A 25600-nucleotide genomic window follows, 5' to 3' on the forward strand; every position below is an offset into this window, starting at 1 on the left:
TGCTCCGGGGCCACACCATCCACCAGGGCCGAACCGCCGCCGATGCCGCGGCGAATCGACTCGGCAGGGGGCGGCCTCGCCCCGCGGACCGGGATTCGCCGGCCGCCTGCTTTGGAGAGCCACGCATGTCCATCCGCCGCAACGGTGTCGTCCGCGTCCTGGGGCTGGTTGCCGCCGCCGTGCCCGCGGTGCTGGTGGCCTGCAGCGAGCCCCCGCCCCCGCCGCCCCCACCCCCGCCGCCTCCGCCGCCGCCTCCGCCGCCGATGGTCGACGCCACCGAGGTGCTCGCCTCGATGGACGTGGACGCCCGCATCTCGGCCTCGCCGGACATCCGCGTGCTGGCCGAGCACGAGCCGTTCATCCGCGCGTCCTTCGAGTTCGCCGACGCGCTCGCGCGGGGCGACGACGAGGCGTTCCAGGGCATGCTGTCGGCCAGCGCCCGCGGCGTGATGGACGACCTGCTGTTCAGCGGCGGGTGGTACGACGCCATCGACCAGGTCGAGCAGGTGCGGCTGGTGTTCCTGGCGCCGGACGCCGAGGCCGAGGGGATCAGCGTGGGTCCCGCGGCGTCGTTACCGGGCGCGGGCGGCTTCGAGCCGGGCTCGCTCGAAGCGCTGTCGCAGGGCATGGCCGATGCCTTCGCCACGGGCCTGCAGGACATGCCGCCCGAGATGATGCAGGTCATGCAGGACATGGTCCAGGCCATGGCGGCGTTCGGCGGCGACCAGGCACGATTCGAGCGGGAAATGAACGCCGCCGCACGTTCCGTGCTCGCCGCCGATGCCTCGCTCCGCAGCGATCTGGCGAGCGCGCTCAACATGCCCGCCGATGCCAGCGCCGACGACATCGTGGCCCAGCTCGATGATCCGGGCTCGGGCATCCAGGATTCGCTTTCGGGCGGCGCCGGCAGCGTCGAAGAAATGGAGGTCTTCGTGCGGCTCCTCCAGGGCATCGAGGCCGAGGCCGGCGTGGATCCAAACGTCAGACAGGTGGCAACCTCCATCCGCCGGCTCGCGCAGGTCGACCTCGCGGGTGCCGCGGCGGGCGTGGGCTCGCCCGCGCCATCCTCGGGCTTCGCGAGCGATGTCGACGCCGCGGGTGCCATCATCCTCGCCGTCCAGACCCCGGGCGAGGCCTACATCACCGGCTGGTCTGCCCGCCCGAGCGGCGGCTCCTGGGTCTTTAGCGGCGCGCCCACCGTCAACGCCACCGCCGCCCGCGCCACCGCCATGGACGGCTCGGTCGGCTCGCAGAGCTTCAGCATCGCCGCCGTCGCGGCCGCGGTCGACCTCGGCGGAGACGACGCCGGCCAGATCGGCCCCGAGGAGCCCGAGCCCGAGGCCCAGCCCCAGGACGACGGCGGCGGCCGCGTCCGCACGACGCCCCGCGGGCCCATCCGCATCCCCGGCGGCGGTTGATGTGTCCCTGAGCGCTCCGTAGCGGCCCTCTGGCCGCACACTCGCTCCTGCGTGCCCGCGACGCCGGGCGAACCGAGGCCAATCATTGACTCCACGCGGGGCGCGTCGATCGCGCCCCGCTGTCTTTCCACGACGCTTCGATGGGCCCCGCCGGGCCCGCCGCGGAGGCCCCACCCATGGCAGATGACACCCAACGCGTCGCGCTCGTGACCGGCGCCAGCCGCGGCATCGGCCGCGCGATCGCGCAGCGGCTCGCCGCCGATGGCCGGCACGTCGTGCTCGCCAGCCGCTCGCCCCAGCCCCTCGAGGAGGCCAAGGCCGAAATCGAGGCCGCCGGCGGCGCCGCCAGCGTGCTGCCCGTCGACGTCGGCGATCGCCAGGCCCTCGCCAGCGGCATCGACTCGGTCGTCAAGGAGCACGGCCGGCTCGACGTGCTAGTCAACAACGCCGGCATCACCCGGGATACGCTCGCGCTGCGCATGACCGACGAGCAGTGGGACGAGGTGCTCGGCGTCAACCTCACCAGCGCCTTCGTCGCCTGCCGCGCCGCGGCCCGCAGCATGATGAAGAACCGCTTCGGCCGCATCGTCAACATTGCGTCGACGACGGCGGTCGTCGGCAACGCGGGCCAGGCCAACTACGCCGCCGCCAAGAGCGGGCTCGTCGGCCTCACCAAGACGCTCGCCCGCGAGCTCGGCAGCAAGGGCGTGACCGCCAACGTCGTTGCGCCGGGCTTCATCGAGACCGACATGACCGCCAACCTGCCCGACGAGGCCAAGGACCACGTCCTCAAGCTCATGAGCGTGCCGAGGCTGGGCGCCGCCGACGACATCGCCGCCGCCGTCAGCTACATCAGTAGCGACGATGCCGGCTTCCTGACCGGCCAGGTGCTGTGCGTGGACGGCGGCCTGACGATGTGCTGAGCGGCAGCGGCGATCGCCAGCGCTACCCAGCCCGCCGCCGGAGCAGGATCTCCATCGCGAACCAGCGGGCGGCCGTCGCGACGCGGTGGGCGCGGATCTGGAACTGCAGCCGCCGCATCGAGGCGTCGTCGGGGTCCACCGACAGGCCCTGGCGGATCCAGTAGCGGGCGCGGCCCCACTGCTGCTCGCGCATCAGCGCCAGCGCGATGTTGTGCATCGCCGGCACGAAGCGGGGGTCCAGTCGCACGGCCTCGCGGGTCGCCTCGATGCCACGCAGCCGCTCGCCCGCGTGGAAGTGCGCGAGCCCGAGCCAGTGCCACAGTGCGCCATCGCCGGGACGCATCCGGACGGCCCGGTGCAGCACGCGGATGGCGAGCTTCTCGGCGCCGGCATCGATGAGCAGCTCGCCCAGTTCGGCCAGCGCGGGCCCGTCGGGCGTTCCGCCGTCCCGGTTGACGCGATCGACCTCGGCCTCGAGCAGCTCGACGGTCTGGGCCTGGGCATCGGCCGGCCCCGCGGCGAGCATCAGCCGCGCGAGCCGCCGGGCGACCTCGCCGTTGCCGGGCTCCAGCCGCCGCGCAACGTCCAGGTGCACCATCGCCCGGGACGCATCCCCCCGCTTCTGGTACAGCTGGCCCAGTTCGGCGTGGGCCTCGGCGTGGTCGGGCTCGATCTCCAGCACGCGGCCGAACTTCTCTCGCGCCTCGTCCAGGCGCCGCATTTCCACGAGCAGGCGACCCAGCGACATCAGCACGCGGATGTCACCCGGGTCCTCGCGCAGCTCGATCAGGAACAGCTGCCGTGCTCGCTCGTGGCGGCCGGTCTGCCAGTAGGCCTCGGCCAGCTTCGCCTGCACGCCGGGCAGCTCGGGCTCGAGGCGAGCGGCCTCGCGGAGGCACCACACCGCGCGATCGAGCTTGCCCCGCGTCAGCAGCGAGCCGGCGATGGCCGAGTACGCCTCGGCGCACTCGGGCTTGCGCTGCTGGAGCATGTAGAAGGCAAGCTCGGCGTCGTCGTGCTCGCCCAGCTCGGCGAAGGCCTCGATCCGCGCAATCGCGGGATACACCTCGTCGGGCTCGGCGGCCTCGGCCTTGTCGAACCATCCCAACGCATCCCGCGTGCGGCCCGAGCGGACCAGATTCACGCCCGTCGCCATCGCGGCGTTGAAGTCGCCCGTGCGGAGGTTGTACGACTCGGAGAAGGCGTCGGCGGCCTCGTCGTAGCGGCCGTCGGCCTCGAGTGCCACGCCCAGATTGAACTGCCAATCGGGCTGGAAGGGATTCAGCGCGATCGCCTCGCGGAGCGCGGCGGCAGCCTCGGCCCAGCGGCCCGCTTCGTACAGCGAATGGGCCCGCTCCACGTGGGCCTCGGCCTCGATCCAGTCGCTCATGCCTACCCCGATCCTGCCTCCGGCAGTTTACGCGGCGAGCCCGCCGGGGTTCAACGCGGAGCGCTCGCCCGGCCTCTTGTATCGTCGGCGCTGCGGCTTGTTCTTGCCAAACCGCTCGTGCCGCCGGCCCGCACTCCAAGCGCCAACCAGCCGGGGACTCCCGCTCTTCTCTTTGGTTGATCTCCGAGAGTTTTGTTTGTATATTGATAGGTATATGGCCGAGGACGACTTCGCCCATCGCGACGCCCTGCCCGGGGGGCCGGCGCACCGCCGCGGGGCGGCGCTCAACCCGGGCAACCGCTTCGAGTCCGTCCGCCTGCACGTGCTGGGCGAGGAACTCGACCGCCAGCTCATCGAGCGCGAGGACGGGGATGGACGCCTCCGCCGGGTGCCCCGCCAGGTCTTCGCCGACAAGAGCAGGTCGATCATCAACCGCGTGGCGCCCACCAGCGACGTGCCATTCGACTGGACCGTCAATCCCTACCGCGGCTGCGAGCACGGCTGCGTCTACTGCTTCGCCCGCCCCTACCACGAGTACCTGGGCTTCAGCTGCGGCCTGGACTTCGAGACCAAGCTCATGGCCAAGCCCGACGCGCCCGACCTGCTGCGGCGGGAACTCGCCCGCCCCCGCTGGAAGCCCGAGCCCATCGTCATGTCGGCCATCACCGACATCTACCAGCCCATCGAGCACACCCACCGCATCGCGCGCGGCTGCCTGGAAGTCCTGGCCGAGTGCCTCCAGCCCGTCTCGACCATGACCAAGAGCGCCATGGTGCTCCGTGATGCGGACCTCTGGTCGACGCTGGCCGCGAGGAACGCCGGCCGCGTCACCATCACCCTCGTCACGCTCGATCGGGTTCTGGCCGAATCGCTCGAGCCCCGCGCGTCGGCCCCGAGCGCCCGGCTGCGGGCCATCCGCGAGCTCACGGCCGCCGGCGTGCCGGTCACCGTCAACGTCGCGCCGGTCATTCCGGGGCTGACCGACGCGGAGCTGCCCGCGATCCTCGAGGCCGCGGCCGACGCGGGCGCACGCCGGGCGTCGTGGGTGCTGCTCCGGCTGCCGCACCAGCTCAAGGACCTGTTCCTCGATTGGCTCCAGCGCAGCGTGCATCCCGATCGTGCGCGGCGGGTCGAGTCGCTGCTCCGCCAGAGCCACGGCGGCACGCTCTACCACGCCGACGCGAAGCGTGGCCGTGGTCGCGGACCGATCGCCCGACAGATCGCCCAGAACTTCGACGTCTTTACTCGCCGCTACGGCCTCAACCGCGACGTCCGCCCGCTCTCGGGGCGGCACTTCCGGCGGCCCGAGGACGGCGGGCAGATGCGGCTCTTCGACGTCGGCTAGAGCCACCTGTATCGCTCCGTCGCGGCCTCCGGCCGCACACTCGCGAGCCGATCCCACGCAGGAGTAAATCCTGCGGGGATCAGCCTGCTCTAGCTCGGGGACGCCGGCCTCGCGAACGCGAGCACCGTCCAATCCTGCGCGAGCACCTCTGTTTCACCAGCCGCGAGCGTTGCGACGCGCATGCCGACCAGCCCGCGATCGGGCCGCGACGGCCTTGGTGGCGTCAGCTCGATGATCTCGGCCTCGGCGTGCAGCACCATGCCGGGCAGCACGGGGCGGCGGAATCGGATTGCATCGACCCGCACGCCGACGAGGGGCGCCGCGCCGAACGGCTTCGCGCGCACCATCAGGCCCATCGTCAGCGAGAGCGTGTGCCAGCCGCTGGCGACGAGCCGTCCGAAGAAGCCGGCCTCGGCCGCGACGCCGTCCAGATGCATGGGCTGCGGGTCGTACCGGGCGGCGTACTCGCTGATGGCGTCCGCGGTCACCTCGATCGACGCCGTGCGGAAGCGCTGGCCGATCGAAAGATCCTCGAAGTGCAGCCCGTCCGTGCTCACGTCGCGAAGAGCTGCCCGCGATCGGCGAAGGCCTTGAATTCCAGCGCGTTGCCCGAGGGGTCGCGGAAGAACATGGTCGCCTGTTCGCCCGGCTCGCCCTCGAAGCGGACGTAGGGCTCGATCACGAATTCGACGCCGGCCTCGCGGAGCGTAACCGCGAGCGTCCGCCACGCGTCCATGCCGAGCACGACGCCGAAGTGGGGCACCGGCACGTCGTGGCCGTCGACGGCGTTGGCGATCGCGTCCCCGGCCTCGCCCCGACCGTCGCCGGCCCGGCTGCTCCCAGACAGATGCGCCACGATCTGGTGACCGAACAGGTCGAAGTCGATCCACGTGTCGCTGCTGCGTCCCTCGGGGCAGCCCAGCAGCCCGCCATAGAAAGCGCGGGCCGCGACCAGATCGTGCACGGGGAAGGCCAGGTGGAAGGGATCGGGCATGGAGCGATGATACGCTGAGGGTCCGCGTGTACGCGACGAGCACAGCGAGGGAGACACATGCTGATCGACGCCATGGAGGGGCACGTCCCCGAGATGCTCGAGGTTGCCGCCGACTGCGGCCTGTTCGACGAGCCCCAGCTCGGCGTGCTGCTGCAGACCATCGAGCGGCATTTCCGCGGGGAGTCCGAAAGGCACGAGCTCTGGCTGAACGACCTCGCAGGCGACCGCGTGATCTCGGTGGCGTATTGCGCCGAGGAGGTCATGACCGATCGCGTCTGGAACCTGCTGTTCATCGCGGTCCGCACCGACTTCCAGAACCAGGGGAGGGGTGGCCGCGTGCTGGGCCAGGTCGAGGCGGCGCTGCAGGATCGAGGCTGCCGGATGCTGATCATCGAGACCGCCAGCGGCGAGGATTTCGCCGATACGCGAGCGTTCTACGAGAAGCACGGCTACGACCGGGAGGGAACCGTGCGGGACTTCTACGAGCAGGGCGTCGACAAGATCGTCTTCCGCAAGCTGCTGTAGGTGCCGCGCACGGAGCGCAGATCCATCGCTGCAACCTTCACGTCGAGTCCTTCTCTTCGGGGCTCGTCACGAGCACGTTCGAAGCCAGGTCGTCGCGGATCCGCTGGTGTAGCGAGTCCTCCGCCAGCCCGCCGACGAGCCGGCCGGCCTTCTTGAGCTCCCCCTTGCTGGGGAAGGCCAGGTGGCACACCGGATCGCCCGGCGCGACAGCCGGGATGGTGGTCATGCCCAGGACGATGCCGTCCCGCGGCGCGGGCAGGACGTTCTGCGCCACGCCCATCAGGTCGGTGTTGGTCGCGATGGGTTCTCCCGCGCGGACGATGTCGCCCGGGGCGGCGTGGAACTCTAGGAAGCCGCCGTGCTCGGCGCGGATCCACTTGGTCGCGTCGGTCTCGATGCGGTAGGGCGGTTCCTCGGGCTCGCCGTCGACCATGCCCAGGAACCTCAGGCAGTTCGTAATGCCCCGCGTGGCGTACTCCACGACGCCCGGCTCGACCTTCCAGACCTCGCCCGCCTCGAGGATCAGCGTCTGGCAGCCCGCCGCGCACGCGCTCGCCCGCAGCGAGCCCTTGGGGCCCTGGCCGCTGACGATCAACTCGGCGCCGAACGCACGGGCGAACGCCGCGAGCGTCGCGTTGCCCATATCCGCGCGGACGTTGGGAAAGTTGGTCCGCCGCACCGCCGCCGTGTGCAGGTCGATGCCGTACGCACAGCGCTTGATGATCTGGTCGAAGAACGACCAGGCGGTGCGGGCCGCGGCGCTGCCCTGGGGCGAGCCGGGGAATGACCGATTCAGGTCGCGGCGGTCGGGCAGGTAGCGCGTGTGCCGCTCGAAGCCCGCGATGTTGACCACCGGCACGAGCACCAGCGTGCCCGCGGCGATCTCGAAGGGGCGCTCGCGGATGATGTGCCGGATCGCGCCGGTGCCGTTGATCTCATCGCCGTGGACCGCGGCCGTCACGCACACCGTGGGGCCCTCTCGGACGCCTCGCCACACGCAGACGGGCACCCGGACGGGCGCGCCCGAGTAGCTCTGCGAGAGCGGCAGCGAGGTCGACACCCGCGCGCCGGGATCGACCCGCGTGCCGAACCAGGTCGAGGCGTCGCCGGCGTTGCTCACGAGGGCTCCAGGTTCTCGAGCAGCTGCGGATCGAGCTTCTTGGCGCTCACACGCCGGCGTCGCCGCTGCTTCTCGGGCACCAGGCTCCGCATCTCCTCGAGCTTGCCGTAGCACAGCAGCTTGTCGCCCGCGATCAGCTCCCGGGAGCTCTTGGGGTTCGAGAAGACCGCGGTGCCGCGGTGCAGGTTGAGCACGGCGATGTCGCGGTCCCGCAGCCCCGATTCGCCGATGGTCTTGCCGACCAGTTCGGAGCCCTCGGGGATGATGACGTCGGCCACGCCGTAGCCCTTGGTCACCGTCAGCCGCTGCCGCAGGTCGATCTCGGGGAAGTTGACCTGGTTGGCGATGTAGTCGATGATCGCGCCGGCGATGTCCAGCCCCGTCGCGCCCTCGATGCCCTCGAGGCCGGGCGAAGAGTTCACCTCCATGATCTGCGGGCCGTCGACTCCCTCGAGCATGTCCACGCCCGCGACGCGGAGGCCCATGATCTGCGCCGCCCGCACCGCGGCCTGCTCGAAGGCCGGATCGAGCTGCACCCGCTCGGTGCGGCCGCCGCGGTGGACGTTGCTTCGGAATTCGTCGCCCTGCGCCACGCGTCGCATCGCCGCGACGACCGTATCGCCCACCACCAGCGCCCGGATGTCCTTGCCCTTGCTCTCGCTCACGAATCGCTGGATCAGCACGTTCTGCTTGGCGGTCTGCAGCGTCTCGATGATCGCCTCGGCCACCTTGGTCGATTCGGCGAGGATCACGCCCACGCCCTGCGTGCCCTCCAGGATCTTGATGATGATCGGCGCGCCGCCCAGCCGCTCGATGGCGGGCAGCACGTCCGCGCGGTCCCGCACGAACGCGGTGTGCGGGATGCCGATGTCGTGCCGGCTGAGGATCTGCATCGACCGCAGCTTGTCCCGCGAGTTGGTGATGCCGTTGGCCGTGTTGGGCGTGTAGACGTCCATCTGCTCGAACTGCCGGACGACCGCGGTGCCGAAGTAGGTGATCGACGCCCCGATCCGTGGCAGGATCGCGTCGTACTCGCTCAGCGGCTTCGAGCGGAAGTAGAGGTCGGGCTCGCCCTCCTCCAGATCGATGGTGAACCGCAGCGTGTTGAGCACCTTGACCCCGTGGCCGCGCTCGGCGGCGGCCTGCCGGAGTCGCTTGGTGCTGTAGGCCCTAGGAGCCATCGACAGGATCGCCAGCTTCACGTCCGTGCCTCCCCGGCCTGATCGTCGCCTGCCGCCGCCACGCCGGGCGGCGTCGTCAGCAGATAGGTCCGCGCCGGATCCACGACGAACCGGTCGGCCAGCGCGGTGCGGCCGATCAGCATGCGGCAGAGCATGCCGGCGCGGCACACCAGGCTCAGCTCGATGTCCAGTTCGTGCTCGCCGATGCGGATCCGCGTCACGCACACGTGCCGCTCCTGCGCAGCGCCATGGCTGGGCTTGACCACGCTCGTGCGCGCCGGCTCGGCGGTCACCCATCGGGTCCGCCGCGTCGGCCGCAACCGCGACACCACCTCGAAGCGCAGCAGGCCGTCGGGTTGCTCCTCGACCGCGGCAACGTCGATGGCGCTCGTGCGGGCGCCGGTGTCGATCTTGGCCTTGACGCCGCGGAAGCCCCACTCGGGCAGGTCCACCCGCTCCCGCCAACCGATCGTTGCGAGCGAGCGATCGCGTTCCATCGCCATGAGTTTATCCGGGCGAACCATGCGATGTGCGACGGCCGCGAGCGCGTTCGTGCTTCGCGGGCCAGGCGGGCGGCGGAAAGCGCCACGATCGCCCGTTCACGATACCGCCCCGCGTGATCTCGCGCGGCGTCCTGCCGAAGGCGCGCCGGAGCCACCGCGTCAGATGGGCCTGGTCGGCAAAGCCGACCTCGCTCGCCACCGCGATGGGCGCCGCGCCGGCTTGGAGCCTGGCGATCGCCTGCTCGAGCCGCGCCGCCAGCACGTAGCGGTGGGGGGGCATGCCCGTCGCCAGGCGGAATGCGCGGGCGAAGTGGCCTCGGCTCAGTCCCGCGACGCCGGCAAGCTCGAGCAGGCCCAGGCGCGCCCCAAGCTGGTCGTGGATGAACTCCAGGACGCGCCGCGTCGTGGCGGCATCCAGCGCACGCGTCCCAGCGTGCCGGAACGGACCGCGCACGTCGCCGTAGCGATGCATGAGATGCGTCGCCGCCCGAAACGCAACGGTCTCGGCCCGCAGCGTGGACCAACCGGGTTCCGTCAAGCAGGCGGACATGGCGCACGAGAGCAGCCAGATCTCGGCGTCGCTCTCGTCGAATGCGTGGCGAACCTCAACCGAGGTCCGCCGGCCGCCGGTGATGTCGTCCGCCACGTCGTTCAGGAAGTCCGGGTCCAGCCACAGGTGCAGGGAGCGCGGCCGCGTCGTGCTGCGCCACGCCCAGGACAGCCCCTGTTCGGCCGGCAGCACGTTGCACTGGCCAACAGCCGGCCGCCCTCGATGCGATACTCCGCCTCGGTGCTGCTCGGCCTGTTCATTGCCGGCTGCGTGCACGACGACGAGATGCGCGGAGTGCCCGGCGGCCATCTCTACCGAGTCGCGGCGCTGGTTCTTCCTGATCGCAATCCCGAATCCCCGCCACGCATGGGATGCGCTCGAGGCCTGGATCTCCGATTCCATCACGTCGAGGGGGTGCTGCGGACTGGATTGGCCCATGCCGTGCACCCCGCGCATGCGTCGAGAAATGACGAAGCCTCACGAATCTTCTCGCCCGACCGAGCCGGCCCACGAACCGTAGCGGCATGGATGCCACGCAGTTATCGCTGGAGTTCTTCGACGCATACAGGCAGCAAGACATCGAGTCGATGGTCGCCCTGTTCCATCCGGAGGCCACGATCCGGTACGTCCCCTTCGCGATGGAGGGGGGACTCGAGGAGGCAGGCGTCTCGGCCTGGGGCGGCCTGATCGATGCGTTCCCGGACCTCTCGAATCGGGTCGAGAAGGTGTGGGACGCCGGAACGACGGCGTTCGCGCGCGTCTATATCTCGGGCACCCAGGCCAAGGACGCGTTCGGCGTGCCCAACCGCGGCCGACGGTACGACCTCGAGCACCTGTTCGTGATCGAAACCGATGATGGAAAGATCGTCCACATGACGAGCTACTGGGACAATGCCGAATGGCTGCGGCAGCTCGGACAGAACTCGCTCTAGGCAGGAGGGCTTGCGACGATGGGTGATGTCCCCAGCATTCTGGTTGTGCTGACCAGCCACGATCGCCTCGGCGATACTGGTGATCCCACCGGGTTCTGGCTCGAAGAACTCGCGGCGCCGTACTTCGTCTTCCGAGATGCGGGGGCGCGCATCGTGCTGGCCTCGCCGAAGGGCGGCCTGCCGCCGATCGATCCCAAGAGCCAGCTGGACGAGTTCCAGACCGACTCCACGCGGCGTTTCATCGACGACGCCGCCGCCATGGAGCAACTCCGATCGACGCAGCTACTGGATGGGGTCGACGAGGCCGGGTTCGACGCCGTCTTCTTCCCCGGAGGGCACGGACCGCTCTGGGACCTCGTGGAGAACGCGGACGCGATCCGGCTCGTCGAGCGCTTCTGGGCGGCACGCAAGGCGGTCGGGGCCGTATGCCACGCCCCGATCGTCTTCAGGGGCGCCAAGGACGCGGAAGGCAATCCGATCGTCAAGGACAAGCAGGTCACCGGCTTCTCCAATTCCGAGGAAGCGGCGGTCGGCCTCGCGGAAGTCGTCCCGTTGCTCGTCGAGGACGAACTGGTCCAGCTGGGCGGCCGCTACGAACGCGCGGCGGACTTCGTGCCCTTCGTGCTCCGCGATGGCCTGCTGGTCACGGGCCAGAACCCCGCATCCTCCGCCCCGGCGGCGGAATTGCTGCTGGAGAGCCTGGGCTAGGACAACGCTTCCTCCCCGGAGTGCCGCACGCGGCGAGCATGGAAGCAACTCGCCGTTGGCGTGCCGCGCAGCAACGCGGCACCGACCAAATAGCCATCGAGCAGTTGTGCGGTGGTGTGGAGTGACTGCCTGGGCCGGGTCTGGGAGAGAAACCCATCTGTATCGACTCAACACATGGATGTCGGCTTCACTCGAAGCAGCGGCGGCCGCGAGCCTTTAGCGAACTGATCTGGCCCGTATGCATCGCCTCGTGTTCGATGAGATGGAAGATGACCCATTCGGGCGTTGCCTCGTACTCCCGATCCGTCGGATCCAACCGAAGACGACGCCATTCCTCAAGACTGATCCCGGCCATCTCTCGGCGCAGGATCGTGCGGGTTCGGCCAAGAAGACTGATGTGCTCGCTGAGCGGCCGTCCCGTCACGCGTGCCAAGCAGCCGGACTCGTTTCCGAAGGGCAGTAGTCCGAGGATCTCTGGGGGCATCTCGGTGCGTTCTAGGATCTCGCCCCACAACCAGCCCATCTCGACATCCGCGATGTGATACAGCAGCGAGCCAATGGAGTTCTCGCGGCCGTCGTGTCCCTCCCAGTCGATGAGCCGCTGGTCGAGATCGCCGATGATCCGCAGTGTCCGGCTCCGAACTTCTTCGAGTGCCCAGAGCCATCTGCCGATCTCCGGGGCAATGCCGTCCACGGATCGAACAAAGAGCTTCTCGGCGTGCGGTTTGGTCACGATGTGGCTCAGCGTATCGCCCAAAGCCGTTCCTGCCCGGAGCGATACTTCATCGATCCAGCGAATCAACACCGGATGACAAGATACGGTTGAATCTGCCGCAACCATAAGTGGTCCCGGCATTTGCCGGGGCCATCAGGTCTGCAAAGTCGGGGTGAGAGGATTCGAACCTCCGACCTTCTCGTCCCGAACGAGACGCGCTACCAAGCTGCGCTACACCCCGGAGGACGCGATGGTATGCCGCGGCCGGCGTCTCCGCCCGCAGCCGGTGAGACGGGGCTGGCTCGGAGGGCCGAGGACGGCCTCAGTTTTCGCTCTGGAACCGCGGCGTGGCGGCGTAGACGTTGTCGTCCACCTCGCCCGGGTTGCCGTCGGGGCCCGACGAGTAGAAGTAGGGCACGCCGTTGATGCACAGGCCGCCGTCGGCGTCGCCCTGCACCGGGTCGCGGCGGATCTCGCCGGGGAAGTAGCTGCCGCCGTCGGGGGCCGGGCCCAGGAAGTCCGGGTCGTTGAGCTGCTCGGGGTCGAGCCGCAGGCCGTGGAAGCGGGGCAGCACCAGCCGCAGCGGGTTGCCCCAGGCGTCCAGCACCGTGGGCACCGCGGGCTCGCCCATGGCGGGATCCTCGCTGAGGTCGGTGGCGGGGGTGTAGGCGAAGTCGCGGAAATTCTCGGTCCGCAGCGCGCCGAGCGTCTCGGAGACCCCGGCCGCCCGCCGCGCCTCGTGCACGAAGTAGCCCACGCTATTGATGGGCCGCTCGTTGTCGGTGTCCCAGGCGTCGGCCAGCGGGAGGTACACCGGGTTGCTCGCGATGGCGCCCTCCGGATACCTCGGGTCGAGGATCGTGGACGGCACGGAGCGATCGAGCGTCTGCTGGTAGCTGCCCAGGGTCTGGTCGAGCGTCTTGATCAGATCGCGGGTCTGCGTCGACTTGCCGCCCGCCACCACGCCCGAGCCCACCGCCAGGCCGATGGCGACGAGCACCGAGATGATCAGGACGACCACCAGCAGCTCGATGATCGTGAACGCGGCGCGGCTCGGATGCGTGCGGCTCGGATGCGTGCGGTGCATGGCGTAACCCCTCCCCAGAGCGTCTACCGGCGGCGGCCCGGCCTGTTGCGGTGGCGATCGACGACGCCACGCCGGCCCACCATCCTACTTCGGTCGCGCCGCGGAGCCCGAACGGAGGCCTCCGCGGAGGGAGCACGCGAGAACCCACCCCGATCCGCAGCCCGCGGCCGACAGGTTCTAGAGCCGGCGGGCCCGACGCCTAATTGAATCCGGGCCCGGTGATGCCGCCGCCCTGGGCGCCCCCCGCCGGCGGCGGGCCGCCCGCGCGGACCGGCGCGATCCTGCCCTGTCCCGGACCGGCAGCCCGGCCGGCCGCCGCGGCGCCCGTGGGCCTTGCACCCCCGCTGGCCAGCGGGCCCAGGCCCGTGCCGCTGGTGGGCTCGGCCGGGGTCAGCTGGATCTTGAAGATGTAGTCCGTCACCCGGTCGCGGACGTCCTGCTGCATGCCCTGGAAGATGGTCGCGCCCTCCCGCTTGAAGGCGATCCGTGGGTCCTGCTGGCTGAAGGCCCGGAAGTTGATCGAGTCCCGCAGCTTCTCCATCTGGTAGAGGTGGTCCCGCCACCCGTTGTCGAGGGCCTCGAGCAGCACCATCCGCTCCAGGTGCAGCATCTCGCCGCGGAGCAACTCCTCGATGCGGCCGCGGACCACGCCGGAGCGCTGCTCGCCCCGCAGGCCCCGCATCCAATCGGGCACGCCAACGCGGAGGTCGAAGCGCTGCTTGAGGTGGGCGTCGAGCGCGTCGTCGTTGGGGCACGCCAGCGCGTCGTCGATCTCCTTCTGCAGCCGCCCCGAGTCCACGAACTCCCGCGAGGCCTTCTCCAGCTTCTGCTGCAGCGCCGTCGGGTTGGTCTTGCGCAGCTCTTCGTCCTTGAGGCCCAGCTGGTAGCGGCGGTTGGCCCACTCGGCCAGCTGCGTGAGCGCGTCCGCCGGCGACTGCCGCATCATGTTCCGCGTCACGTTCATCGCGAACTCGGGCGGGTAGCGAACCTCGAGGTCGTGGTACAGCTCCCGGGCCTTCTGCTCGATGAGGTCGGCGGCGGTCCGCTCCTCGGCCTTCTCGGCCTTGAGCACCTCGGCGATGTCCACCTCGAAGCCGAACTTGGTGTTTACCCACTTGGCCAGCTCGCGGGCGCCGTAGTCGTCCGCGGTGTACTGCGCCAGCCCCGAGAGGTCGGCCTCTTCGATCTTGTGGTGGGCGGCATCGACCAGCAGGTCGAACACGTGCCGCCGCTCGCTGGCGCCGCCCTCGCGGAGGTCGGCCGCGTCGATGTCGACGTCGAAGCGGCTCTTGGCCCAGTTGATGAGGCCCGCCGAATCGAAGTCGACGCTGACCTCCGATCCCTCCATGGGGATGTACTCGCCCAGCGTCACGTCGATCATCTGCCGCACGTCGTCCTTGGCCTCGCGGCGGATGGCGATCTCCATGTCCTCCTGGTCCTTGCCGCGGAGGCGATCGGGCTGGATCGAGCAATCCAGGTTCTGCTTGGCAAACTCCGCGGCGCACTCCGCCGGGTAGTCGCGGTCGAGATACTCGCCGCACGCCTCGTCGACGGAGGTGTCGATGTACCCGAGCACCAGCCCCTTGACGTCGCGGCCCTCCAGCACCCGCTGCCGCAGCCCGTAGAAGTACTGCCGCTGGTGCTCCATGACCTCGTCGTACTCGAGGATGTTCTTGCGGATCTGGAAGTTGCGCTCCTCGACCTTCCGCTGCGCCCGCATGAAGCTCTTGCTCAGCCACGGGTGCTCGATGGAGTCGCCCTCCTTCATGCCGCCCACGCGGCTGAGGAAGCTCTGCATCGCCTGCCCCGCGAACATCTTCATCAGCGGATCCTCGAGGCTGACGAAGAAGCGGCTCGAGCCGTTGTCGCCCTGCCGGCCCGAACGCCCGCGGAGCTGGTTGTCGATGCGTCGGCTCTCGTGCCGCTCGGTGCCGATGACGTGCAGGCCGCCCAGGTCCTCGACGCCATCGAACCAGCGGATGCGGTGCAGCAGGAAGCGGCCCGCGGCATCGAGCTCGGCCAGCAGCTCGTCGCGGCTCGCGCCCTCTACCTGCTTGGGCGTCAGGTAGGTGTGCCCGATCGCCCAGGCCCGCAGCAGCTTGATCTCCAACTCCTCGAAGGGCAGCTGCTCGATCTCGCGCTTGCTCAGCCCCTCACCCTTCAGCTCGGTCTGGGCGACCTTGCGGTAGACGTTCTCGCGGAGTTCGTCCTCGCCGGCGTCGGGCTTGAGGCCGCGGGAGGCGATGCCCCGCCGCAGCCAGTGGTCGATGAGATCCTCGCGGCTCACCGCGCCCAGCTTGATGTCGGTGCCGCGGCCGGCCATGTTGGTGGCAATCATCACGGCGCCGATCTGGCCCGCGTTGACCACGATGTGCGCCTCCCGCTCGTGCTGCTTGGCGTTGAGCACCTCGTGCTTCACGCCGTGCTTGCGCTGCAGCATCTGGCTGAGGAACTCGCTCCGCTCGACGCTGGTCGTGCCCACCAGGATGGGCCGCCCCACGTCGTGGAAGGCCTTGATCTCGTCGACGATGGCCTCCCACTTGTCCTTCTCGCGGAGGAACATGAGGTCGTCGAAGTCGTTGCGGACCACCTGCTTGTTGGTGGGGATCGAGACCACGTCCAGGCTGTAGATGTCGTTGAACTCCTGGGCCTCGGTGTCGGCCGTGCCGGTCATGCCCGCCAGCCGCTCGTACATCTTGAAGAAGTTCTGGATCGTCACCGTCGCGACCGTCTGGGTCTCCTGCTTGACGGGCACCTGCTCCTTGGCCTCGACGGCCTGGTGCAGCCCGTCGGACCACTGCCGCCCGATCATGGGCCGTCCGGTGAACGTGTCCACGATCACGATGCTGGGCTCGTCGCGGCCCGTCTGCCGATCGGGCATGTTCATGATGACGTAGTCGCGGTCCTTCTCGTACACGACGCGGGCCCGCAGCGCGTTCTCGAGCAGGTGCGGAAGGTCCATGTTCTCGTCGACGTAGAACGAGCCCACGCCGGCCTTCTTCTGTGCCTCGGCGATGCCCTCGTGCGTCAGGTGCGCCTGCTTGCGCTCCATCTTCACTTCGTAGTACTGCGTGTGCTGGTCGCGCTCGGCCTCCAGCGGCGCGAGCCGCGTGCGGGCCTCGGCCAGCTCGGCCTGCATCTGCTTCTTAGAGGCCGCATCGCGCGCGCCGCGGATGTCGCCCTCCAGCGACTTGATGCGGTTGACGCACTCCTGCACCTTCTCGTCGGTGGCCGTCCACGGACGCGCAAGCTCCACGAGGTGCAGCGCCAGCTGGTCGGCCAGCTCGTAGCGGGGGCGGTCCTCGTGGGCCGGGCCCGAGATGATCAGCGGCGTACGAGCCTCGTCGATCAGGATCGAGTCCACCTCGTCGACGATGGCGAACTCGCGTCGGCGCTGCACCTGCTCGGCCACCTGCCGCTTCATGTTGTCGCGAAGGTAGTCGAAGCCGAACTCGCTCGTCGTGCCGTACACGACGTCGCAGCGGTACATGTGCCGCTTGATCTCTTCGGGCTGCATGTGCTGGGGGTGGATGGCGCCCACCGTCATGCCCAGCGCGTGGAAGAAGGGGAAGGTCCAGTCGCGGTCGCGCTGCACCAAGTAGTCGTTCACGGTGACGACGTGGACCTTCAGCCCCTCGATGGCGGCCAGGTACGTCGCCAGCGGCGCGACGATGGTCTTGCCCTCGCCCGTCTTCATCTCGGAGATCTTGCCCTGGCTGAGCACCATGCCGCCGATGAGCTGCACGTCGAACGGCCGCGCCCGGAACGGTGGGCGGCTCTCGGGGTACAGCTCGCGGACGGCCTCGTAGTACTCGGTGGGGATCTCGACCCGCTGCCAGCCCGCGATCGGCCCGTCCGCGCCGAGGAAGGCTTCCTCCTCGTCCATCACCGCCCCCTCGGGCGGCTGGCCCATCGCCGTCTTGGGCCACACCACCGGCAGCTCGGCGGCCCGCGTCATCAGGTCGGCGTGCAGCGATTGCATCGCCTCGGGCAGCCGGCTCGCATCGAAGCCCTGCTCGGGATTGAGCGTGTTGCGGATGCCAACCGCGCGATCCATGGCCTCGCGGGCGGTGGCGAAGGCCTCGGGCAGCACCTCCTCGGGCTTCGCGCCCGACTCGATGCGGCGGCGGAAGGACGCGAACCGCCCGCGGATGTCCTCGTCGCTCAGCGCCCGGATCTCGGCCTCGAAGTCGCCGATCTGGCCGACCCGCTGGGTGTACCGCTTGACGAACCGGTCGTTGCGCGACCCGATGATCTTGTTCAGCACCGGCCCGATGACCGGAATGCCCTGGTTGCTCGACATGGCGTGCCTCGTGCGAAGATGGTCCGCCGGGGCGGCAACCACGGCGGCGATGCGTGTCTCGATGTCACGGCGCGGGCAATGAAGTCCGCCGCTGGGCGCCCGGAGCCCGGCGCGGCGGGAGCGCTACGAGGCCGGCGAAGGCGGCGGGAGATCGATCAGCCACGGCGACGCGACGATCGAGGCCGTCACGCCATCGGTGGGTGCGCTCGCCGCGAGGCGGTCTTCCGCCCGCGGGTGCGCGAATCCAATCCTGTCCCGGGCGTCGGTCGCGGAGAGCGCGTGCTCGATGGCCCGCTCGGCATCCCGGGGCCACGCGCCGCGGGGCGCGCCGGCGACGACGGCCGACACGATCAGCGGCGTGCGGCGGGCCGCGTCGGCCGTGCTCAGCAGCACCAGCGCGGTCGCCAGCGCCGCCAGGGTGACCGCCCGGCCGCAGCGAGTCGTTCGGGATGTGATCGGTTCGCTGCGCATCGTGCCGGCGTTCGGACGCGGTCTCCCGCGTGGTATCACACTGGGACGCGCCGGGTTCGGATTCCGGTCCGGCGACGTCGCGGCTGCGTAAGTATCGGCTGGGCTGAGCCCGGGGGCAACGCCCGTGCTCGTCCAGTCCGCCTACAACGACCGATATTCGGGCTCGTCACGCGTCCGGACCCGAGATCGATCCGTCCAAGAGGCCCACAATGCACGTCATGGCCGAGCGTCGCCTGCTGCCCACTACCCGCAACGCCGTCACGCACAAGTTCAGCGTGGGCGGCCACGAGGGCTATCTCACCATCGGCCTGTACGACGATGGCAGCCCGGGCGAGGTCTTCATCAAGATGGCCAAGGAGGGCTCGACCATCAAGGGCATGGTCCAGGCCTACTGCCGCGCCCTGAGCCTCGCCCTGCAGTACGGCCTGCCGATCGAGGAGGCCGTCACCCGCTTCAAGGGCATGCGCTTCGAGCCCATGGGCCCCACCAGCAACCCCGACATCCCCGAGGCCACCAGCCTCGTGGACTACACCGCCAAGTACCTCGACCACCAGTTCGGCGCTGCCGCTCCGCGGCGCTACACGCCCTAGGCCTGTTTACGCGATCCGATTCGGCGGCTCGCCGCCCGCCAGGATCGCCCGCGCATTGGCCGACACCATCTCGGTCATCATCTCGCGGTACCGCGTCTCGGCGCTGCCGATGTGCGGCGTGAGCACCGCGTTGTCCGCGGTCCGCAGCCCGGGATGGATCGCCGGCTCGCGCTCGTAGACGTCCAGCCCCGCGCCCCGGATGGCCCGCGCATCGAGCGCGCCCGCGAGGGCCGCTTCGTCCACCACCGGACCGCGGGCCGTGTTGATCAGGATCGCGCCGGGCTTCATCAGCCCAAGCCGCCGTCCGTCGATCAGGTGCCGCGTCTCGTCGGTCAGCGGCGTGTGCAGGCTCACCACGTCGGCCCGCGCGAGCCCCTCGTCGAGCTCCACCCGCTCGGCGGCGAGGGGCGCCAGCTCGAAGTCCCAGTGCCGGCTGCGGGCCACGTACAGCACCCGCATGCCCCAGCCCAGGCTCCGCAGCGCCACCGCCCGGCCGATCCGCCCCGCCCCCACGATCAGCAGCGTCCGCCCCGTGAGGTCGGCCCCCAGGAAGTCGACCATGCCCAGCGGGCCGTTGTCGGGGTACGCATCGCTGCGGGCGTAATGGTCGGCCTCGACCACCCGCCGCGCGACGGCCAGCAGCAGCGCCCACGCCAGATCGGCCGTGCCCTCGGTCACCGCGTCGGGCGTGTTGGTAACCAGCACGCCGCGATCACGGCAGGCGTCGAGGTCGATGTTGTCCACGCCCACGGCGTACTGGCACACGCCCCGCAGCGAGCCGCCCGCGGCCTCGAGCATCTCGGCGTCGACGCGGTCGGTGAACATGCTGACCAGCAACCGCGCGCCCCGGATGGCCTCCAGCACCGTCGCCCGCGGCGGCATCTCATGCCCCAGCACCCGCACGCGCGCACCGTCTGCGTCGAGCGTTCCAGGCACGGCTCGGGTGACGAGCACGTCGCAGGGTGCTCCCTCAGCGGGCATGCGTGGCCCCCGTCTTCGGGCCGACCGCGCGATCGGGCGTCGCCATCGATGGCGGGATGCGCCCGAAGGCGATCTTGTCGTCCATCTGGTGGCTGCATCCGTGCATGGATCCAAAGTAGAGCGAGGCCGGCCCCCAGCGATCGGTCGCCGCGTCGAGCACCCGCGACAGCTCGGCGGGCGCGCGCTCCAGGCCGAACAGCATGCCGGGTTGCCCATCAGCGCGCACCAGTCCGCCCACCGCCGCGTGCACCTGCAGCGGTCGCGTCCCCCGCCAGGTCTGCCGCTCCCACAGCCCGTAGAAGCAATTCAGCAGCTCGGGCGTGTCCTGCACGTGCGGCAGCGTGGCCGAGGCATGCCAGCGTTCGCCGCCGTCGAGCCGGACACCGATGCCGAGTTCGCCGGCGAGGTATCCGTCGTTGCGCAGCCGCCGGCCGAGCCTGCTGACGAGCCTCACGAGCATCGTGCGGGCTCCCCGGGGATCACGGAGCCTCGGCTCGAGTACGTTGGCGTGGCTCATCGAGCTCCGCCTGGTGGGGATCTCGGGCTCGTCGAGGCCGTGGAAACCGGCCCACCAATCCCCGCCGATCGCCGAGCCCCACAGCCCGATGGCCTCTCGCCGATCTAGGTTCCACAAGTCGCGGACGGTAGAAACGCCCCCGGCTCGTAGTCGCGCCGCCATGGATCGTGCGATGCCCGTGAGATCGTCGAGTTCGAGGTGCCCGAGGCGATCGGGCATGTCCTCGATCGCCAGCACCGCGAGCCCATCGGGCTTGTCCAGATCGCTGGCGATCTTCGCCAGCAGCCGCGATGGCGCGATCCCCACCGAGCAGGTGATCGCCTCGCTGAATCCGGCGCGGATCTCCGAGCGGATGTGCTCGCCCAGGGCGCGCGCCGCCGCCGCCGATCGCTCGGCGCCCACCAATCGCACCGACCACTCGTCGATGGAATAGGCCTTGTGCACCGGTGCGCACCGGTCGATGCAGGCCATAACCTCTCTGTGCACGTCGACGTACGTGGGCGGCCGGGCTTGCACGAAGGCGATGTCGCCGCACAGCCGCCGGGCCTCGTGCACCCGCGTGCCCACCGAGACGCCGGCCCGCTTGGCTTCCTGGCTGGCGGCGATGACGCAGGTCCCCTCGGAATCCGTCGGAACGATCCCTACGGGCCGCCCGCGCAGCTCGGGCCTCAGGTGCTGCTCGATGGACGCGAAGAAGCTATCCATGTCGACGAAGAGCCAGTTCAGCACGAGCGACGCCCCGGTGTCATTCCAAACATTATGCGATCAAATCTGATGGGGTCCACGATGCTCACCCTGGCGGCCTGGAACATCTGCCACGGCGGCGGGCGGCGGCTGCCTCGGATCATCCTGCGGCTGCTCGATCTCGACGCCGACGTCGTCGCCCTCAGCGAGGTCCGCTGGCCCGCCGCCGGCCAGCTGATCGGCATCCTGGCCGACCACGGCTGGCGCTGGCACGCCGCCGCCCGCGTCGGCCGTGGCAACGGGCTGCTCGTGCTCTCGCGGCTGCCGATGTGCAGCGAATACGGCGAGCACCAGAAGCACGCTGGCCACGAGGAGCACGGCGAGCACCCCCCGCCTACGGGCGGCGTCAGGCCCTCCATGCTGCCGTGCCGCTGCGAGAGCGGCCCGGGCTCGCCCGGCCGTCCCCTCGACCTGCTGGCGGTCCATCTGCCGCACGAGCCTCGGCTCCGGGTGGCCGCCTGGCGCGGCGTCGAGCGTCGGGCGCGGGCCGCCACGGGCGATCTCGCGGTCGTCGGCGACTTCAACGCGCCGCCCCGGGGCCATCCCGCGCTCGCGAAGGCCGACGCCGTTGCAATGGGGCGGCTGGCCTCGCTCGGCGTCGTCCGCGTGCCCGCGGCGGACCCCGACGGCGTCACCTGGCGCGGCAATCTGGGCAGTGCCGAGATCGACGGCGCGTTCGTTTCGGGGCGGCTGCGCGACCGCGTTTCGTCGGTGCGCATCGTGGCCGAAGCGCTCGACGAGCGCGAGTCGGACCACGCACCGATCCGCGTCGAGGTGCTCGCCGCGGGAGAAAAACGGAAATAATCGGCAAAAACACCGGTTTTTTTAGGGTCGCCGAGCAATCAGCCGACTTGTTTGCGGCAAGCGGATGCGTTTAATTCGTGCCCGGAGTATGGGCACCCGCACGGCGCACACGCCAGACCGCACGCACGGAGTGCACGACCATGGCCAAGAGAACCACCACCCGTTCCACCCGGAAAACCACCAAGAAGACGGTCCGCCGCCCCCGCAGCACCGCCACCAGCCGCAAGGCGAGCACCAGCCGCAAGACCTCGACGCGGCGCACGAGCACCGCCGCCAAGTCCGGCAGCGCCCGGATCACCGGCGCGAAGGGCAAGCCCCGCACCAAGAGCGAGATCCAGGCCCTCATCGCCGAGCACGTGGGCATCTCCAAGAAGGAGGTCGCCCAGGTCTTCGACACGATGGCGACCATGATCGCCGCCGACCTCAAGAAGGGCAGCGTCGGCACCTTCAACGTGCCGGGCATGATGAAGGTCACCGTGCAGCGCAAGCCCGCCACCAAGGCCCGCAAGGGCATCAACCCCTTCACCGGCGAACCGACCGTCTTCAAGGCCAAGCCCGCCCGCAACGTCGTCAAGGTCCGCCCCCTCAAGGGCCTCAAGGACGCCGTCGCCTAGCCATCCCGGGCCGGACGCGAGATCGTCCGGCCCACCAGCCCCGCCGCATGGCCGACCAACCCCACGCCCGCGCGACCCATCGCACCACCGTGCGACGCGTCGCCGGGCGTGCTGCCGTTGCGCTCGAGACCACGCTGCTCGCCCACGGCGTGCCGAGGGCCGAGGGCGCCACGCTCGGCGGCGAGCTCGAACAGATCGTCCGCGACGCCGGCGGACGGCCCGCGACCATCGGCGTGCTCCGCGGCACGCCCGTCGTGGGGCTGTCGGCCGACGAACTCGCCGAGTTCCTTGCCGAACCCGAGATTACCAAGGCCAACCCGGCCAACCTGGGCGTGGCCTGTGCGCGGGGTGGCATGGCGGCGACCACCGCGGGCGCCACCATCCAGCTGGCGGCCGCCGCCGGCATCCGCGTCGTCGCCACGGGCGGCCTGGGCGGGGTGCACCCCGATCTCGCGCAGCGGCTGGACGTCAGCGCCGACCTCGCCGCACTGGCCCGGTACCCCGTTGCCGTCGCATGCAGCGGCGTCAAGGGCCTGCTCGACGTCGCGTCCACTCGGGAGCTGCTCGAGACGCTCGGCGTGCCCGTCGTGGGCTACCGCACGGACGCCTTCCCCGCCTTCTACCTCCGCGACGGGGCCGCGGGCGTCGATGCTCGATTCGACGACGTCGCCGGCCTCGCGGGCTTCGTCCGCCGCAGCCTCGCGGAGACCGGCCGCGGCGTGCTCGTCGCGCAGCCGGCGCCCGAGTCCCACGCGATCGATCCCGCCGCCTGGAACGACTGGCTCGCGCAGGCCCGCGAACGGGCGGCGTCGGCGACGGGCCGGGACGTCACACCGTCCATCCTCGCGGCATTGCACGAGATCTCGGGGGGTAGCACGCTGCGCGCAAACCTCGCGCTCGTCCGGGCCAACGCGCGGCTCGGCGGCGAGCTGGCCGCCGCCATGGCATGACCGCGCGAATGCGCCGGGCTACGCGCCCTCGTCCCGCAGGTACCGCTTCAGGTCCCGCTGGGCCTTCTCGAGGTCGACCTGCAGCCGCCGCACGCGCAGCAGCGAACGGACTCGGGTCAGCAGTTCGAGCTTGTTGACGGGCTTGGTCAGGAAGTCGTCCGCCCCGCTCTCGACGGCCTTCTCCACGTCGCCCACCTCGCCGAGCGCCGTCACCATGATCACGGGGATGTCGCGGGTCGCCGGGTCGCCCTTCAGCCGCTCGCAGGCCTGGTAGCCGCTCATGCGGGGCATCATGATGTCCAGCAGCACCAGGTCCGGGGTGTGCTCGGCCACCATCCGCAGGGCGGCCTCGCCGTCGGCGGCGATCGAGACCTCCACGCCCAGATCGTCCAGGTAGGCCTCGAGTAGCTCGGCGTTCTGGGCGTTGTCGTCGACCACGAGCACACGGCCCGGCGTCTCCGGGCTGCTTCCGTCGGGTGCCGGCTGCGTGTCGGTGTGGTGCTGGGTGTCGTCCTGGGCCATGCTCGGGCTCCCCGCACGCGTCGTGGGACGCGGGGAACTTATATGCTCGCCGCTCACCGCCCGCCGGTGATCTGGCCGATGCACACCACCCGGGCGGCGTGCTCGGCCGCAAATGGGCACGGAGGCAGCAGCACGGAGGCAGCAGCATGGTGAGCGAGGTTCGGCGTAGTTCGATGGCGCGGCTGCATGCCGCGGCCCTGGCGGTCCTGCTCGTCGCCGCGAGCGCCCTGGGCGTCGACCTGCAGCGCGACATCGATCGCATCCTGGCCCGCAACGGGCTGGAGGGCGCCAGCATCGGGATCTCGGTGGTCGACCTGGCCACGGGCCGCCAGCTTGCGCAGGTGGATCCCTACGAGCCGCGGATCCCCGCCTCGAACATGAAGCTGTTCACCAGCGCCGCCTCGGTGCTGGCCCTGGACCCAGTCTTCGCCTTCGAGACGAAGTTCGTCCGAGACGGCGACCTGCTGGTCATCGTCGGCGCGGGCGACCCGGGCCTGGGCGACCCCGTATTGCTGGCCGACCGCGCGGGCCCCAAGGACGTCGACGGCCTGGTCGACACCATCGCCGCCAAGATCGCGGTGGCCGACGACGGGCCGATCCGCGAGATCGTTATCGCCGACGGCATCTTCGACGGCGAGGTCGTGCACCCGAGCTGGCCGGCCGAGCAACTCCAGAACTACTACTGCGCCGAGGTGCGGGGGCTGAACTTCCACCTCAACATCGTCAACGTGTTCGCCGGCCCGACGACCATCAACCAGCCCGGGCGGATCGCCGTCGAGCCCGACGCCAGCGGCGTGGAGATCCAGAACGTCACGAGCACGGTGGCCAGCCGCACCGCCGCCGGCCGGCCGCACCGCAGCGCCATCGCCATCCGCCGCGACGATGCCGCCAACCGGCTGCGGGTGTCGGGCTCGCTCTCGCGCTCGGTGAGCGCACGCGTGTCGGTTTACGACGCCGCCACGCTCTTCGCCGAGATGATCGCCGAGGGGCTGGAGCGCGAGGGCGTGCAGGTCGGCCAGCCGGGCCGCCTGGCCATCGATGCCGTCCGTCGCGCCTCGCCCGGCGAGCGACCGACCGGCGCCGTTGTGCACCGCGAGCGGACGACGCTGGCCGAGGCCCTCGATCGCTGCAACCGCGACAGCTACAACCTCTACGCCGAGGCGCTGCTCAAGCGGCTGGGACACGAGCTGACCCGCGAGCCGGGCAGCTTCGGCCACGGCGCCGCGGCCGTGCGCTCGCTGCTGGTCGATGCGCTCGGCCCGTCGGCGGTGCAGGAGCTCCGCGTGGCCGACGGCTCGGGCATGAGCCGCGACAACGCCGTCGCGCCCGCCACCATCGTCGCCCTGCTCGCCCACATGAACGACCTGCCCGACGAGGACCGGCGGGACCTGTTCCTGGCCTCGCTCGCCCGACCCGGCGAGGGCACCCTCCGCCGCAACTTCCCGAGGGATCGCGACCTGGACAACCGCATCGCCGCCAAGAGCGGCTACCTCAACGGCGTCCGCACGCTGTCGGGCTACGTGCTGCCGGGCCGCAGCGGCCAGCCCGTGCTTGCCTTCTCGATCATGATGAACGACTTCAAGCGGACCGACGCGATCCGCAGCCGGGACCTCCGCAACGAACTGGTCACGCTCCTCGACCGCTACGTGTCGAACGAGCTGGCCGAGGGCAACCTCGTCGCCGAGACGCGCGACCCCTAGGCGAGCAACGCCG

General features: G+C 70.3%; 24 protein-coding genes, 1 tRNA gene and 2 pseudogenes. 11 read left to right on the top strand and 16 right to left on the bottom strand.

Annotation, left to right across the window (positions count from 1 at the left end):
* The first annotated feature begins 125 nt into the window (after positions 1–125).
* Both AAFX79_11080 and fabG read left to right on the top strand, forming a co-directional pair.
* Positions 126–1418: a hypothetical protein gene (locus AAFX79_11080; protein MEO1009105.1), complete on the top strand. Its 1293-nt coding sequence runs from the start codon at positions 126–128 to the stop codon at positions 1416–1418.
* 176 nt (positions 1419–1594) lie between these two features.
* The gene (gene fabG / locus AAFX79_11085; GenBank protein ID MEO1009106.1) at positions 1595–2341 is read left to right on the top strand and encodes a 3-oxoacyl-[acyl-carrier-protein] reductase; all 747 of its coding nucleotides are present in this window, start codon (positions 1595–1597) and stop codon (positions 2339–2341) included.
* Positions 2342–2363: 22 nt separating this feature from the next.
* Here the strand turns inward: fabG and AAFX79_11090 are convergent, their stop codons facing one another.
* Positions 2364–3731 carry a tetratricopeptide repeat protein gene (locus AAFX79_11090; protein MEO1009107.1) on the bottom strand — a complete coding sequence of 456 codons (1368 nt, stop codon included), beginning with the start codon at positions 3729–3731 and terminating at the stop codon, positions 2364–2366.
* Between the two features lie 214 nt (positions 3732–3945).
* Between AAFX79_11090 and AAFX79_11095 the strand changes: the two genes are divergently transcribed.
* Positions 3946–5076 carry a PA0069 family radical SAM protein gene (locus AAFX79_11095; GenBank protein MEO1009108.1) on the top strand — a complete coding sequence of 377 codons (1131 nt, stop codon included), beginning with the start codon at positions 3946–3948 and terminating at the stop codon, positions 5074–5076.
* Between the two features lie 89 nt (positions 5077–5165).
* Here AAFX79_11095 and AAFX79_11100 read toward each other — a convergent pair whose 3' ends face one another.
* Both AAFX79_11100 and AAFX79_11105 read right to left on the bottom strand, forming a co-directional pair.
* Positions 5166–5633, bottom strand: coding sequence for a MaoC/PaaZ C-terminal domain-containing protein (locus AAFX79_11100; GenBank protein MEO1009109.1), 468 nt, complete (start codon positions 5631–5633; stop codon positions 5166–5168).
* Positions 5630–6070: a VOC family protein gene (locus AAFX79_11105; GenBank protein ID MEO1009110.1), complete on the bottom strand. Its 441-nt coding sequence runs from the start codon at positions 6068–6070 to the stop codon at positions 5630–5632. The genes AAFX79_11100 and AAFX79_11105 overlap by 4 nt, the downstream gene beginning before the upstream one ends.
* Before the next feature lie 57 nt (positions 6071–6127).
* Between AAFX79_11105 and AAFX79_11110 the strand changes: the two genes are divergently transcribed.
* Complete coding sequence (locus AAFX79_11110) at positions 6128–6595, top strand: GNAT family N-acetyltransferase (GenBank protein ID MEO1009111.1); 468 nt, start codon at positions 6128–6130, stop codon at positions 6593–6595.
* Between the two features lie 37 nt (positions 6596–6632).
* On the opposite strand, the gene AAFX79_11115 is transcribed toward AAFX79_11110, so the two are convergent.
* From AAFX79_11115 to AAFX79_11130, 4 genes are read right to left on the bottom strand one after another with little or no spacing between them, the layout of a single operon-like run.
* A complete protein-coding gene (locus AAFX79_11115) occupies positions 6633–7715 on the bottom strand; it encodes a succinylglutamate desuccinylase/aspartoacylase family protein (protein ID MEO1009112.1) in 1083 nt (360 codons plus the stop codon).
* A complete protein-coding gene (locus tag AAFX79_11120) occupies positions 7712–8917 on the bottom strand; it encodes a RimK family alpha-L-glutamate ligase (protein MEO1009113.1) in 1206 nt (401 codons plus the stop codon). The genes AAFX79_11115 and AAFX79_11120 overlap by 4 nt, the downstream gene beginning before the upstream one ends.
* Positions 8914–9399, bottom strand: coding sequence for a RimK/LysX family protein (locus tag AAFX79_11125; protein MEO1009114.1), 486 nt, complete (start codon positions 9397–9399; stop codon positions 8914–8916). Before AAFX79_11125 ends, AAFX79_11120 begins: the two co-directional genes overlap by 4 nt.
* Before the next feature lie 4 nt (positions 9400–9403).
* A complete protein-coding gene (locus AAFX79_11130; GenBank protein ID MEO1009115.1) occupies positions 9404–10405 on the bottom strand; it encodes an AraC family transcriptional regulator in 1002 nt (333 codons plus the stop codon).
* A 68-nt stretch (positions 10406–10473) separates the two neighbouring features.
* Here AAFX79_11130 and AAFX79_11135 point away from each other — a divergent pair, with 68 nt between their 5' ends.
* Positions 10474–10881 carry an ester cyclase gene (locus tag AAFX79_11135; protein ID MEO1009116.1) on the top strand — a complete coding sequence of 136 codons (408 nt, stop codon included), beginning with the start codon at positions 10474–10476 and terminating at the stop codon, positions 10879–10881.
* Positions 10882–10899: 18 nt separating this feature from the next.
* Positions 10900–11589, top strand: a complete 690-nt coding sequence (locus tag AAFX79_11140; protein ID MEO1009117.1) for a type 1 glutamine amidotransferase domain-containing protein — start codon at positions 10900–10902, stop codon at positions 11587–11589.
* Positions 11590–11776: 187 nt separating this feature from the next.
* Here the strand turns inward: AAFX79_11140 and AAFX79_11145 are convergent, their stop codons facing one another.
* From AAFX79_11145 to AAFX79_11170, 6 genes and pseudogenes are all read right to left on the bottom strand, one after another.
* A complete protein-coding gene (locus tag AAFX79_11145) occupies positions 11777–12394 on the bottom strand; it encodes a DinB family protein (protein ID MEO1009118.1) in 618 nt (205 codons plus the stop codon).
* A gap of 77 nt (positions 12395–12471) precedes the next feature.
* A tRNA-Pro gene (locus AAFX79_11150) sits at positions 12472–12545 on the bottom strand.
* Between the two features lie 81 nt (positions 12546–12626).
* A complete protein-coding gene (locus AAFX79_11155) occupies positions 12627–13391 on the bottom strand; it encodes a prepilin-type N-terminal cleavage/methylation domain-containing protein (GenBank protein ID MEO1009119.1) in 765 nt (254 codons plus the stop codon).
* A 199-nt stretch (positions 13392–13590) separates the two neighbouring features.
* Positions 13591–17148: pseudogene (gene secA, locus AAFX79_11160) on the bottom strand (preprotein translocase subunit SecA).
* A gap of 288 nt (positions 17149–17436) precedes the next feature.
* A pseudogene (locus AAFX79_11165) lies at positions 17437–17694 on the bottom strand (hypothetical protein).
* A 123-nt stretch (positions 17695–17817) separates the two neighbouring features.
* The gene (locus AAFX79_11170; protein MEO1009120.1) at positions 17818–18165 is read right to left on the bottom strand and encodes a hypothetical protein; all 348 of its coding nucleotides are present in this window, start codon (positions 18163–18165) and stop codon (positions 17818–17820) included.
* A gap of 218 nt (positions 18166–18383) precedes the next feature.
* On the opposite strand from AAFX79_11170, the gene AAFX79_11175 reads away from it, so the two are divergent.
* The gene (locus tag AAFX79_11175) at positions 18384–18755 is read left to right on the top strand and encodes a hypothetical protein (GenBank protein MEO1009121.1); all 372 of its coding nucleotides are present in this window, start codon (positions 18384–18386) and stop codon (positions 18753–18755) included.
* Positions 18756–18761: 6 nt separating this feature from the next.
* Here the strand turns inward: AAFX79_11175 and AAFX79_11180 are convergent, their stop codons facing one another.
* Both AAFX79_11180 and AAFX79_11185 read right to left on the bottom strand, forming a co-directional pair.
* On the bottom strand, positions 18762–19736 hold the full coding sequence (locus AAFX79_11180) for a D-glycerate dehydrogenase (protein MEO1009122.1): 975 nt from the start codon (positions 19734–19736) through the stop codon (positions 18762–18764).
* Complete coding sequence (locus AAFX79_11185; GenBank protein ID MEO1009123.1) at positions 19726–20982, bottom strand: type VI secretion protein ImpB; 1257 nt, start codon at positions 20980–20982, stop codon at positions 19726–19728. Before AAFX79_11185 ends, AAFX79_11180 begins: the two co-directional genes overlap by 11 nt.
* Before the next feature lie 45 nt (positions 20983–21027).
* Between AAFX79_11185 and AAFX79_11190 the strand changes: the two genes are divergently transcribed.
* The 3 genes from AAFX79_11190 (at position 21028) to AAFX79_11200 (ending at position 23365) form a co-directional block, all read left to right on the top strand.
* Entirely contained in the window at positions 21028–21801 is a 774-nt protein-coding gene (locus AAFX79_11190; protein MEO1009124.1) for an endonuclease/exonuclease/phosphatase family protein, read from the top strand.
* Positions 21802–21941: 140 nt separating this feature from the next.
* Complete coding sequence (locus AAFX79_11195) at positions 21942–22415, top strand: HU family DNA-binding protein (GenBank protein ID MEO1009125.1); 474 nt, start codon at positions 21942–21944, stop codon at positions 22413–22415.
* 47 nt (positions 22416–22462) lie between these two features.
* Complete coding sequence (locus tag AAFX79_11200) at positions 22463–23365, top strand: pseudouridine-5'-phosphate glycosidase (GenBank protein MEO1009126.1); 903 nt, start codon at positions 22463–22465, stop codon at positions 23363–23365.
* 18 nt (positions 23366–23383) lie between these two features.
* On the opposite strand, the gene AAFX79_11205 is transcribed toward AAFX79_11200, so the two are convergent.
* Positions 23384–23887: a response regulator gene (locus tag AAFX79_11205; protein MEO1009127.1), complete on the bottom strand. Its 504-nt coding sequence runs from the start codon at positions 23885–23887 to the stop codon at positions 23384–23386.
* 146 nt (positions 23888–24033) lie between these two features.
* Here AAFX79_11205 and dacB point away from each other — a divergent pair, with 146 nt between their 5' ends.
* Positions 24034–25587, top strand: coding sequence for a D-alanyl-D-alanine carboxypeptidase/D-alanyl-D-alanine-endopeptidase (dacB, locus tag AAFX79_11210; protein ID MEO1009128.1), 1554 nt, complete (start codon positions 24034–24036; stop codon positions 25585–25587).
* Positions 25588–25600: the final 13 nt, after the last annotated feature.

This window comes from Planctomycetota bacterium, from assembly GCA_039819165.1.
Taxonomy (GTDB): domain Bacteria; phylum Planctomycetota; class Phycisphaerae; order Phycisphaerales; family UBA1924; genus JAHCJI01.

Coding starts and splice junctions, on each gene's coding strand:
- AAFX79_11095 (MEO1009108.1), top strand. CDS start 3,946: ATGGCCGAGGACGACTTCGCCCATCGCGACGCCCTGCCCGGGGGGCCG.
- AAFX79_11090 (MEO1009107.1), bottom strand. CDS start 3,731: ATGAGCGACTGGATCGAGGCCGAGGCCCACGTGGAGCGGGCCCATTCG.
- AAFX79_11110 (MEO1009111.1), top strand. CDS start 6,128: ATGCTGATCGACGCCATGGAGGGGCACGTCCCCGAGATGCTCGAGGTT.
- AAFX79_11125 (MEO1009114.1), bottom strand. CDS start 9,399: ATGGCGATGGAACGCGATCGCTCGCTCGCAACGATCGGTTGGCGGGAG.
- AAFX79_11080 (MEO1009105.1), top strand. CDS start 126: ATGTCCATCCGCCGCAACGGTGTCGTCCGCGTCCTGGGGCTGGTTGCC.
- AAFX79_11195 (MEO1009125.1), top strand. CDS start 21,942: ATGGCCAAGAGAACCACCACCCGTTCCACCCGGAAAACCACCAAGAAG.
- AAFX79_11170 (MEO1009120.1), bottom strand. CDS start 18,165: ATGCGCAGCGAACCGATCACATCCCGAACGACTCGCTGCGGCCGGGCG.
- AAFX79_11180 (MEO1009122.1), bottom strand. CDS start 19,736: ATGCCCGCTGAGGGAGCACCCTGCGACGTGCTCGTCACCCGAGCCGTG.
- AAFX79_11175 (MEO1009121.1), top strand. CDS start 18,384: ATGGCCGAGCGTCGCCTGCTGCCCACTACCCGCAACGCCGTCACGCAC.
- AAFX79_11200 (MEO1009126.1), top strand. CDS start 22,463: ATGGCCGACCAACCCCACGCCCGCGCGACCCATCGCACCACCGTGCGA.
- fabG (MEO1009106.1), top strand. CDS start 1,595: ATGGCAGATGACACCCAACGCGTCGCGCTCGTGACCGGCGCCAGCCGC.
- AAFX79_11130 (MEO1009115.1), bottom strand. CDS start 10,405: ATGCGCGGGGTGCACGGCATGGGCCAATCCAGTCCGCAGCACCCCCTC.
- AAFX79_11105 (MEO1009110.1), bottom strand. CDS start 6,070: ATGCCCGATCCCTTCCACCTGGCCTTCCCCGTGCACGATCTGGTCGCG.
- dacB (MEO1009128.1), top strand. CDS start 24,034: ATGGTGAGCGAGGTTCGGCGTAGTTCGATGGCGCGGCTGCATGCCGCG.
- AAFX79_11135 (MEO1009116.1), top strand. CDS start 10,474: ATGGATGCCACGCAGTTATCGCTGGAGTTCTTCGACGCATACAGGCAG.
- AAFX79_11155 (MEO1009119.1), bottom strand. CDS start 13,391: ATGCACCGCACGCATCCGAGCCGCACGCATCCGAGCCGCGCCGCGTTC.
- AAFX79_11205 (MEO1009127.1), bottom strand. CDS start 23,887: ATGGCCCAGGACGACACCCAGCACCACACCGACACGCAGCCGGCACCC.
- AAFX79_11140 (MEO1009117.1), top strand. CDS start 10,900: ATGGGTGATGTCCCCAGCATTCTGGTTGTGCTGACCAGCCACGATCGC.
- AAFX79_11190 (MEO1009124.1), top strand. CDS start 21,028: ATGGGGTCCACGATGCTCACCCTGGCGGCCTGGAACATCTGCCACGGC.